This is a genomic window from Serratia bockelmannii, from assembly GCF_008011855.1.
GTDB lineage: Bacteria > Pseudomonadota > Gammaproteobacteria > Enterobacterales > Enterobacteriaceae > Serratia > Serratia bockelmannii.
Genome location: NZ_VOUX01000033.1, coordinates 1558296 through 1569189 on the forward strand (window position 1 = coordinate 1558296; position 10894 = coordinate 1569189).

The window sequence follows — 10894 nt, forward strand, 5'->3', positions numbered from 1 at the left end:
CGCGCCCCGTCCGTTTCATAAAAATGACTCCGGCACTCGCTATGCTCTATCTTTTAATGAGCCTGCGTCAGGAACGCCGAGCGCCCGTTAAGGAACACCATGTCAGCCGCAACCCATAACGTCAAAAAAGTCGCTGAACACCGCCAGCGCATTCTTACTCTGTTGTTGAACAATAAGGAATTGGTCGACGGCATTCTCGGCCGGCCGGGGGATGAACACGCCCTCAGCCAAAGCGAACGGCTGAACCAGACGGCGGAAATTACCGGCCTGCTGGACGACATGCACGCCGCCGACCTGGCGGACCTGCTGGAAGCGCTGCCGCAGGACGAACGCATGGCGCTGTGGCGGCTGGTGGGCAACAGCAAGCGCGGCCAGACGCTGGTGGAAGTCGCCGAGCCGGTCTGGGACAGCCTGATCGAGGAAATGAGCGACAAAGACCTGCTCAAGGCGATCAAAACGCTGGATGTCGACGAACAGGCCTACCTGGCGCAATACCTGCCGCGTAACCTGATGGGCCGGTTGCTGACCTCGCTGGAGCCGGAGCAGCGCGCCCAGGTGCGCGAGATGAGCCAATACGCCAAAGACAGCGTCGGCTGGATGATGGATTTCGAACTGGTGACGGTGCGGCCGGACGTCACGCTCGGCGCGGTGCACCGCTTTTTGCGCATGCGCAAAACCATTCCCGACGCCACCGATAAACTGTTCGTCACCGACCGCAAAAACACCCTGCTGGGCGAGCTGCCGCTGACCGCGGTGCTGCTGAACGATCCGGAGATCCCGGTGCGCGACGTGATGGACAGCGATCCCGCCACCTTTCAGCCCGAAGACAAGGCCGATGATGCGGCCGGCGCCTTCGAACGTTATGACCTGATCAGCGCCCCGGTGGTTGATGCCAAAGGCAAACTGATGGGCCGCCTGACCATCGAAGAGATCGTCGACGCCGTCAACGAAGAGAGCGACACCAATTTGCGCCGCATGGGCGGTTTGAGCCCGGAAGAAGACGTGTTCGCCCCGGTCAGCAAGGCGGTCAAGACCCGCTGGGCCTGGCTGGCGATCAACCTCTGCACCGCATTCATCGCCTCCCGCGTGATCGGCCTGTTCGAACACACCATTTCCCAGCTGGTGGCGCTGGCGGCGCTGATGCCGATCGTCGCCGGCATCGGCGGCAACACCGGCAACCAGACCATCACCATGATCGTGCGCGCGCTGGCGCTGCACCAGATCGAAGTCGGCAATATCTCGCGCCTGATGTTGAGGGAGCTGGGCGTCGCCATCATCAACGGCGTGGTGTGGGGCGGCATCATGGGCGTGATCACCTGGCTGCTGTATGGCGACGCGGCGATGGGCGGCGTAATGACGCTGGCGATGCTGCTCAACCTGCTGCTGGCGGCGCTGATGGGCGTGGTGATCCCGATGACCATGCTCAAACTGGGCCGCGATCCGGCGGTCGGCTCCAGCGTGCTCATCACCGCGCTGACCGACACCGGCGGCTTCTTCATCTTCCTCGGCCTCGCCACCCTGTTCCTGCTGTAAGACGCTCAAAGCCGGCCCCGCGCCGGCTTTTTCGTCATTCTGTCGCCGGGCCTGCGCTAATGCAGTAAAGTCGGCCCTCCCGGTAGGTTTTCCTCTCACGCTGTACTACCCTTTGCCAATAAATCGCCTTAATTCATTCACGTCATGAATTCAATCACAGGCAGAGGCCATCGGTAAGGGTATCTATGGAGATCAGCGCGCCGAACACGTTCGGCACACACAAAGGCGTCGTGCTGACGCATTCCCTGTTCGTGGCGCTGGCGACGTTTTTGCTCGCCTTGCTGAGCCTGTCGTTATCCAGTGAGGCTCATCACTTCACGCCGCTGTGGTTCCCGACCGCCGCCGCGATCGCCGTGCTGTATCGCCATCCCCCGCGTCATTGGGGTTTGCCGCTGCTGGCCAGCGGCACAGGCATCGTGCTCGCCAGCTTCCTGCTGTTCGGCCTCAGCGCCATTCCCGTCAAGCTGGCCGCCATCAACCTGCTGGAAGCGGCAGTGTGCGCTCTGCTGCTGCGCCGCACGCTGCCGGCGATCGATCCGCTGAGCGATCTGGGCTGTTGGCTGCGCTTCGTGGTCTGCGCGGTGATCTTCACCCCGCTGTTCAGCGCGCTGCTGGCCGCCGGGCTCTCGCCCACGCCGGATCAAACGTTCTGGCAATCGTTCGGCATCTGGTTCATCTCCGAAGCGATAGGGGTGCTGTCGCTGGCGCCGCTCGGCCTCACCTATCACCGCCGCACATTGGCAGTGCTGAACCCCTACCCGCTGCTGCTCACGCTGATGGGCTCACTGGCCTTCAGCTACCTGGCGCTGACCTATCTGCCGTTCCCGTTCACCTTCGTCATCCTGCCGCTGCTGTGGGCCGCCATCGCGCTGCCGCGCTTCGAAGCCTTCGCCGTCTGCTTCTGCACCCTGCTGCTGATCACGGTGCTGATCTCGCTGGCCGTGCTGCACCTGCAGGCCTCTGCACACGTCTTCGGTGAGCTCGGCCTCTATCTGCCGATGTTGCTGATCCTGATCCCGGCGCACGCCATGGCGATGGTGATGCACACCTTCCGGGTGGAGAAACAGCACATCGTCGAGAGCGAGAGCCGGTTTCGCAGCGCGCTGGAGTATTCCGCCATCGGCATGGCGCTGGTGTCGCCGGAGGGCAAATGGCTGCAGGTCAATCAGGCGCTGTGCAAACTGCTCGGCTATCCGCCCGAAAGACTTTATCGCCTGACCTTTCAAGAGATCACCCACCCGGACGATCTGAACGCCGACCTATCCCAACTGCACGAACTGCTCGACGGCCATATCAGCAGCTACACCCTAGAGAAGCGCTATATCCGCAGCGACGGCCAGACGGTCTGGGCGCTGCTGGCGGTCTCGCTGGTGCGCGACGGCGAAGGCCGGCCGCTGTACTTCATCTCTCAGGTCGAGGACATCAGCGGCCTCAAACGCAGCGAGGCGGAGAACAACCGGCTGGTGGAGCGCATTACGCTGGCCAACCAGGTGGGCGGCGTCGGCATCTGGGAATGGGTGATGAACCAGGAAAACTTCACCTGGGATCAGCGTATGTTCGAACTCTACGATCTCAATCCCGACCAAACGCCGACGCAGGCGCTGTGGCGCAGCCTGCTGGTGCCGGAAGATCGCGAGCGCACCGATCGCGAACTGGCCGAGATCCTGGCGCAGCCGCGGCCGTTCATCATGGAATTTCGCATTACCACGCGCGCCGGCAAATTGCGCCATATTCGCGGCCAGGGCAACGTGATCCTCGACGACCACGGCCGGCCGCTACGTATGATCGGCACCAATATCGACATGACCGAGCTCAAGATCCTCGCCGAGGCGCTGCACGAAGAAAAAGAGCGCCTGCACATCACTCTCGACGCCATCGGCGAAGGGGTGATCTCCACCGACGGCCACCTGCGCATCACCTTTATGAACCCGGTGGCCGAGCAAATGTGCGGCTGGCCGCTCGACCTGGCGTTCGGCATGCCGGTCGCCGGCGTGGTGCGCCTGACCAACGGCAAAGACGGCCCGGAAATCGAAAACCTCACGCAATACCCGCGGCAATGGCCGGCGGACTATGCGCTGGTGCTGCACAGCCGTGACGGGCGTTATTTCGACGTGCAGCAGTCGGTCTCACCGCTGAAAACTCTCGACGGCGAAACCATGGGCGCGGTCATGGTGCTGCAGGACGTCACCGCCTCGCGCGAACTGATGAAAAAGCTCAGCTATAGCGCCTCACACGACGCGCTGACCGGGTTGCCGAACCGCACCCGCTTCGAGAAGCAGCTGAAGGCGGCGATCGCCGCCACCGGGGAACCGTCGCCGCCGCATTCGCTGGTATTCCTCGATCTGGATCGGTTCAAGGCGGTGAACGACACCGCCGGCCATGCGGCGGGCGATGCCCTGCTGCGGGACATCGCCCAGCTGATGCGGCATCAGCTGCGCAATAGCGACTGCCTGGCTCGGTTGGGTGGCGACGAGTTCGGTCTGATCCTGTTCGACTGCCGGCTGGAACAGGCCAAATCGCTGGTACAGCAGGTGGTCAACCAAATCAGCCAGCATCCGTTCTATTGGGAAGGAAAAATTTACCGCGTCGGCGCCAGCGCCGGCATCACGCACATCAGCGGCGACGCCCAAAGCAGCGAACTGTTGGCGCAGGCCGACATCGCCTGCTACACCGCCAAACACCACGGGCGCGGCCAGGTTTATCTATACGAAACGCGGCAAAAACAGCTGCTGGAACGGCAGCATGAATTGCTGAACTCGCAGGAGGTACAGGCCATCATCAGCGAGGGGCAACTGCGGCTGCTGACCCACGCGGTCGCGCCGCCGGCGACGCCGCTGTCGGCCGCGTTCCACCAGGTGAAGCTGCAGGTGATGGCACCGGACGATCGGCCGCTGCCGCACGAGGCGTTCATCGCCGCCGCGCAGCTGTACGGCCTGATGCCGGATATCGACCGCTGGGCGGTGGCGCAGCTGCTGGTATCGTGCGCCGACGACATCAAGCGCAAGGGGCTGTCGCTCGCGTTGCCGCTGGCCACCGACAGCCTGCTGAGCACCGACTTCCAGCGCGAGCTGACGGAAACGGTGCGCGCCTCCTCGCTGCCGCCGCAGGCACTGCTGTTTAGCGTCGATGAGGCTGCGGTGCTGGAACATGCCGCGCAGTGCCGGGCATTTCTCCGCGAGCTGCAGCAGCTGGGCTGCCGACTGATCGTCAACGGCTTTGGGCATAACATCAATGCCTTCGATGAGTTGGGCGATCAGAAGATAGACATCATTCGCATCGATGAACGCTTTATCACCAACGTGCACTGCAACCAGATGGATGAACTGATGGTCTCGATGCTCAACGGCGCGGCGCATCGAATCAAGGCGCAGACGCTCGCCGGGCCGGCCCACCAGCCGGTGACGCTGCAGGCGCTGCGCGATATCGGCATCGATCTGGCGGACGGCGATCAGGTGGCGCTGGAGCAGCCGCTGGCGGTGTTGCTCAGCGACGGTTATTTCGGCATTCGCTAATCCCTCTTCCTCACCGGCGCCGTCGCACGGGCACCGCCGCACTCCCCCGTATTTCACATTGTGTTAACCCATACGAGATTAGTGATATAAATAACACCTTAGGCTTAAACGATTAAGTAAGATGAATCGCCCATGCGAGTATCAGCGTATCCGTTGATTTTCCTCGACATGTGATGACTCAGGGATAAGGGACTATGGAAAAGAAATGGTTTTCCGCCAGGGAACTGATGGGGAAGGCGGGGTTGCCCTCAACCCCACAAGGAGTCAATTTGATGGCCCGGCGAGAAGGCTGGGTCAGTCGCCGCCGCAGCGGCGTACAGGGCAAAGCGCTGGAATACCATATCGACAGCCTGCCATTCGGCGCGCGCAGCCTCTCGGCGTTGCACGAGGCCGATCATCCGGACTACGACGTCAAACGCCAGGATCCAATACGGGTCTGGATCGAGTATTACTATCACCTGACGCCGGCCGAACGGGAAAAGCTGCTGGCGTTCCTGATGCGTGAAGGCATGAGCCGCTTGCTGCAGCTGATCGACGCCCCCCGCTAGCCACGTTCAACTCCCCCCTTCCGGCGCCCAGCCGCCGTTGTGCCACAGGTGCAGCGTGGCGTAAGAGCGCCACGGGCGCCAGCGCTCGGCGTAGCGTTCAATCTGGCGCGGCGTCATGCCAGGGAAACGCTGTTTGATCAGGTAGTCGCCGGCCAGGAACACGTCCGGCCACGACCAGGCGCGCATGGCGATATAGCTGGCGGTCCAGTTGCCGATGCCCGGCAGCGCGGTCAGCGCCTTGATGCCCTGTTCAATATCCAGCACGTTATCGAGCTGCAGCCGCCCTTCGCCCAGCGCGCGGGCGATCTCGATCAGCGCCGCCGCACGCTTCACCTGCACCCCGAGCGGGCGCAGTTCTTCGGGCTGCAACTGCGCCACCCGTGCTGCGGTGGGGAAGACATGGGTGATGCCCTCATGTGGCGTTGCCAGAGCTTCCCCCCAGCGTTCGGCCATCCGCCCGGCGAAGGTCGCCGCCATTTTCACGCTGACCAACTGGCCCAGCACCGCACGCGCCGCCTGCTCGAAACTGTTCACGCAGCCCGGCAGGCGCAATCCCGGCGCATCGGCCGCCAGCGAACCCAGCGCCTCATTGATGCGATCCGGCGCGGCATCCAAATCGAACAGCAAGCGTACGCGGCGCAGCACCTCCGTCGTCACCAGACTGAGCGCCGGCGCGATCTCTACCCTGACCCGGTTGCGCGCTTCTTCCGGCTGTACGCTGACCCAGCCGCAATACTCCGTGCCGGCCTGGCTGACGGCGATCGAGCGCAGGTAGCGGCGTCCCTCGACCCGCTCTACGCCCTGCACGGCGCGCGCCTGCAAGAAGTTCAGCATGCGATCCCAGTCATAGGGCGGCCGATAGCCCAGGTGAAACACCAACCCGCTGGCGGCCGCCCGTTCACCACGCGCGCCGCCGCTGCGCAGCGCCGACGGGATCAGGCGGTAGCGCGCCTTGAACAGCTCGTTGAAACGCCGCAGGCTGCCGAAACCGGCGGCGAACGCCACCTCGCTGAGCGGCAGGTCGGTATCCGCCAACAGGCGCTTGGCCTGCAGCAGCCGGTGCGACTGCGCGTAATCGATCGGCGAAGCGCCAAACTGCTCGGCGAAGATACGCCGCAGGTGGCGATCGGAAATGCCGAGCCGCGCCGCCAGCGCTTCGCAACTGTGTTCGGACAGATAGCCCTGCTCGATGAGCTGCACCGCCACCTGGGCATAGCGGTTGCCCAGATCGATCAGCGCCAGGCCAGGGGCCAGTTCCGGTCGGCATTTGAGGCAGGGGCGAAACCCCGCCAGTTCAGCCGCCGCCGCGCTCGGATAAAAGGTGCAGTTTTCCCGCTTCGGCGTGCGGGCGCTGCACACCGGGCGACAATAGATGCCGGTGGAAGAGACGCCGACGAAAAAACGGCCGTCGAATTTGCGGTCACGCGCGCGCAGCGCGTCGTACAACGCTTGCTGTTGAGTATTCATGGCAACGCTCGGGTTCGGTTTTTTCTGCATTATGGGGCTCGCCTGACGCGCTGACGTGCGGAATTCGGACATTAAGTTAAGCACGCCGCCGCCGCGCCCGCTAAATTTTTCGACACTCGCGCATTGGCGCATTGCCCGCCGGCCCCGTCTCGGGTAAAGTCGCCCCCCTTCATTGGCATGGGGACAAAAAAGAGATGTTTATTGGATTCGACTACGGGACAGCCAACTGTTCCGTTGCAGTGATGCGCGACCACGGCCCCGAGCTGTTGACGCTGGAAAACAACGAGCCGTATCTGCCTTCGATGCTGTGCGCGCCGACCCGCGAAGCGGTGAGCGAATGCCTGCACCGCCATTGGCAGGTGCCGACCGGCAGCGAAGAAAACCAGCAGCTGCTGCGCCGCGCCATCAGTTACAACCGCGAAGAAGACATTCCGGTCAACGGCGACAGCGTGCTGTTCGGCCTGCAGGCGCTGGCGCACTATATGGAAGATCCCGAAGAGGTGTACTTCGTGCGCTCGCCGAAGTCCTTCCTCGGCGCCAACGGCCTGAAACCGCAGCAGATCGCGCTGTTCGAAGACCTGGTGTGCGCCATGATGTTCCACATCAAACGCCAGGCGGAAAACGTGCTGCAGACCGGCATCGATCAGGCGGTGATCGGCCGGCCGATCAACTTCCAGGGCATCGGCGGCGACGAAGCCAACCGGCAGGCGCAGGGCATTTTGCAGCGCGCCGCCGAACGTGCCGGTTTCAAGGACATTGAATTCCAGTTCGAGCCGGTGGCAGCGGGGCTGGACTTCGAGGCGACGCTGAGCGAAGAGCAAACCGTGCTGGTGGTAGACATCGGCGGCGGCACCACCGACTGCTCGGTGCTGCTGATGGGGCCGCAGTGGCGCGACCGCGCCGATCGTCAGCAGAGCCTGCTGGGCCACAGCGGCTGCCGGGTCGGCGGAAACGATCTGGACATCATGCTGGCCTTCAAACAGCTGATGCCGCTGTTCGGCCTGGGCGGCGAAACCGCGAAGGGCATCGCCCTGCCGGCGCTGCCTTACTGGAACGCGGTGGCGACCAACGACGTGCCGGCGCAAAATGACTTCTACAGCGCCGCCAACGGCCGCGTGCTGCGCGATCTGATCCTCGACGCGGCGGAGCCGGAAAAGGTCAAACGCCTGCTGAAAGTGTACCAACAGCGCCTGAGCTACCGATTGGTGCGGGCGGCCGAAGAGAGTAAGATCGCCCTGTCCGGCCAAACGGCCATCAGCGCGCCGCTCAATTTCGTGCAGGCCGATCTGGCGGAGAGCATCAGCCAGGCTCAGCTCGCCGACGCCATTTCGCAGCCGTTGATGCGCATTCAGGAGCAGGTCAGCGCCGCGCTGGCCAGCAGCCAGACCGCGCCGCAGGTGATCTACCTGACCGGCGGCAGCGCGCGCTCACCTCTGCTGCGCGCCGCGCTGCAACAGCAGCTGCCGGGCATTCCGATCGTCGGCGGCAACGACTTCGGCTCAGTCACCGCCGGGCTGGCGCGCTGGGCGCAAACGCTGTTCCGTTGACAGCCCAAGGGCGCGGCTCGCCGCGCCCTTGTTCATTGGAGGCTATGCATCATGTCGACCATCCTTACCCTCGACAGCGCCAGGCTGCGGCTGCGCGCCTGGTGCGACGACGATCTGCCGGCCTTCGCCGCGCTTAACGCCGATCCGCAGGTGATGCACTATTTCCCGGCGACGATGACGGCCGAGGAAAGCCACGCGCAGGCCGAACGCATCCGCGCCTTCATGCAACAACATAGCTGGGGGCTATGGGCGGTGGAAGTGAAAGGCGGCGCGCCTTTTATCGGTTTTGTCGGGCTGGCGCGGCCGGGCGACGATCTGCCTTGTGCCCCCTGCGTGGAGATTGGCTGGCGGCTGGCGGCGGCCCACTGGGGCAACGGCTACGCCGCTGAAGCGGCACGCGCTGTGCTGGCGTGCGCCTTCGACACGCTGCACTTGCCGGAAGTGGTGTCCTTCACCGCCGAAAATAACCAGCCGTCGCGCCGGGTGATGACGCGCATCGGCATGCAGTTTGACGGCGAAACCTTCCTGCACCCGCGCCTGCCGACGGGCCATCCGCTGCAAAAGCACGTCTTGTATCGGCTGAACCGGCAAATGTGGCGCGAACGCCACGGCGATTAATACAGCGTATCCTTCAGCCGCTGCGGCAGCGCGCTGTCGTACTCCTCACCGTCGAAGCGCGTTTGGCTCACCGCGGCCAAAATATGGCCGGGGCTGGGCAGCGCCGAACGTTCGAGGCGGCTGCCCTCTTCCCACAATCCCGAACGCAAGATCGCCCGGCTGCACTGGAAGAACACCGCCTCCACCCGAATGCGCAGCACCGAACGCGGCAGCTGGTTGCGATGGACGAAGCGCTGCAGCATCGCCGGCGCCACCACGATTTCCGCCCGCCCGTTAATCCGCAGCGTTTCGCCGATGCCGGGGATCAGCAACAGCAGCGCCACCCGGTTGTCGTGCAGGATATTGCGCAGGCTGTCGATGCGGTTATTGCCGCGACGGTCCGGCAGCAGCAGGGTTTTCTCGTCTTCGATATGGATAAAACCGGCCGGATCGCCGCGCGGAGAAACATCCATGCCGTCCGGCCCGACCGTCGAGAGCGCGGCAAACGGCGCCGCCTCGATAAACGGGCGGTACGCCGGGTGAATATAGCTGACTTCTTTAAAAACCGAGGGCGCGGCGGGTTTGCCGTACAGCTGTTCCAGCGTCGCGAGGTCGTTGATGGTATCACCAGACATTGCGGGTTCCTGAATGGGCCATGTTAACCCCTTCAGCATAGAGCAAAATCGCCGCCGGGTAACGCCCCCTACTCGGCGCTGGCGTCGTTCAGCGCCTGAATGTCGTCCGCATCCAGCGTCAGGCGGGTGGCGCTGACCAACTCATCCAGCTGCGGCAACGAGGTCGCACTGACGATCGGCGCGGTGATGCTCGGGCGCGCTATCAGCCAGGCCAGCGAAACCTGCGCCGGGGAGCTGCCGTGTTTGCCCGCCACCTGATCCAGCGCCGCCAGAATGCGGAAACCGCGCGGGTTCAGGTAGCGTTCGACGATGCGATCGCCGCGCTGGCTTTTGCCCTCGTCCGCTTTGCTGCGGTATTTGCCGGTCAGAAAACCACTGGCCAGCGCGAAGAAGTTGATCACCCCGAGGCCATGGCGCTGCGCCACGCCTTCCAGCTCGGCTTCATACCCTTCGCGCGCATACAGGTTATATTCCGGCTGCAGGGTTTCGTAGCGCGCCAATCCGTTGCTCTCGCTCACCCGCAGCGCTTCTTCCAGGCGATCCGCCTGATAGTTGGAGGCGCCGATCGCCCGCACCTTGCCGGCCTTGATCAGCGCATCGAACGCCGCCAGCGTCTCTTCCAACGGCGTATCGCGGTCATCATCGTGCGACTGATAAAGATCGATATAATCCGTTTGCAGGCGGCGCAGCGAATCTTCCACCGCCTGCTGAATATAGCGCGGCGACAGCCCCTGTTTGCCTTCGCCCATCGGTTTGCCCACCTTGGTGGCGATGATCACCTGGTCGCGCTTGCCGCTCTTCTTGAGCCATTCGCCGATGACGGTTTCCGATTCGCCGCCCCGGTTGCCCGGCGCCCAGCTGGAATAGACATCGGCGGTGTCGATAAAGTTGAGCTGATTGTCCACCAGCGCATCCAGCAGGCTGAAAGAGGTCGCTTGATCCGCCGTCCAGCCGAACACGTTGCCGCCGAAGGTCAACGCCGGCACCTGAATGCCCGAACGGCCCAGTTGTTTCTTGCTCATCACAAAGGCTCCATGGGTTAAATGATTTGCCTG

The 10894-nt window shown here is 63.6% G+C and carries 8 protein-coding genes; 5 read left to right on the forward strand and 3 right to left on the reverse strand.

The features are described 5' to 3' along the window. The first annotated feature begins 99 nt into the window (after positions 1–99). The 3 genes from mgtE (at position 100) to FOT55_RS23910 (ending at position 5593) form a co-directional block, all read left to right on the forward strand. Positions 100–1533, forward strand: coding sequence for a magnesium transporter (gene mgtE / locus FOT55_RS23900; protein WP_025303851.1), 1434 nt, complete (start codon positions 100–102; stop codon positions 1531–1533). A gap of 185 nt (positions 1534–1718) precedes the next feature. Beyond that, complete coding sequence (locus FOT55_RS23905) at positions 1719–5045, forward strand: diguanylate cyclase (RefSeq protein WP_147824115.1); 3327 nt, start codon at positions 1719–1721, stop codon at positions 5043–5045. 194 nt (positions 5046–5239) lie between these two features. Next, positions 5240–5593, forward strand: a complete 354-nt coding sequence (locus FOT55_RS23910) for a DNA-binding protein (RefSeq protein ID WP_049209521.1) — start codon at positions 5240–5242, stop codon at positions 5591–5593. Positions 5594–5599: 6 nt separating this feature from the next. Here FOT55_RS23910 and alkA read toward each other — a convergent pair whose 3' ends face one another. Continuing rightward, positions 5600–7090, reverse strand: a complete 1491-nt coding sequence (gene alkA / locus FOT55_RS23915) for a DNA-3-methyladenine glycosylase 2 (RefSeq protein WP_147824116.1) — start codon at positions 7088–7090, stop codon at positions 5600–5602. Positions 7091–7254: 164 nt separating this feature from the next. Here alkA and yegD point away from each other — a divergent pair, with 164 nt between their 5' ends. After that, entirely contained in the window at positions 7255–8607 is a 1353-nt protein-coding gene (gene yegD, locus FOT55_RS23920; RefSeq protein ID WP_025303855.1) for a molecular chaperone, read from the forward strand. 51 nt (positions 8608–8658) lie between these two features. After that, on the forward strand, positions 8659–9225 hold the full coding sequence (locus FOT55_RS23925) for a GNAT family N-acetyltransferase (RefSeq protein ID WP_147824117.1): 567 nt from the start codon (positions 8659–8661) through the stop codon (positions 9223–9225). On the opposite strand, the gene FOT55_RS23930 is transcribed toward FOT55_RS23925, so the two are convergent. Beyond that, on the reverse strand, positions 9222–9839 hold the full coding sequence (locus FOT55_RS23930; protein WP_025303857.1) for a pyridoxamine 5'-phosphate oxidase family protein: 618 nt from the start codon (positions 9837–9839) through the stop codon (positions 9222–9224). The genes FOT55_RS23925 and FOT55_RS23930 overlap by 4 nt on opposite strands. A gap of 68 nt (positions 9840–9907) precedes the next feature. Beyond that, a complete protein-coding gene (locus FOT55_RS23935; protein WP_049204848.1) occupies positions 9908–10861 on the reverse strand; it encodes an aldo/keto reductase in 954 nt (317 codons plus the stop codon). Positions 10862–10894 lie beyond the last annotated feature (33 nt).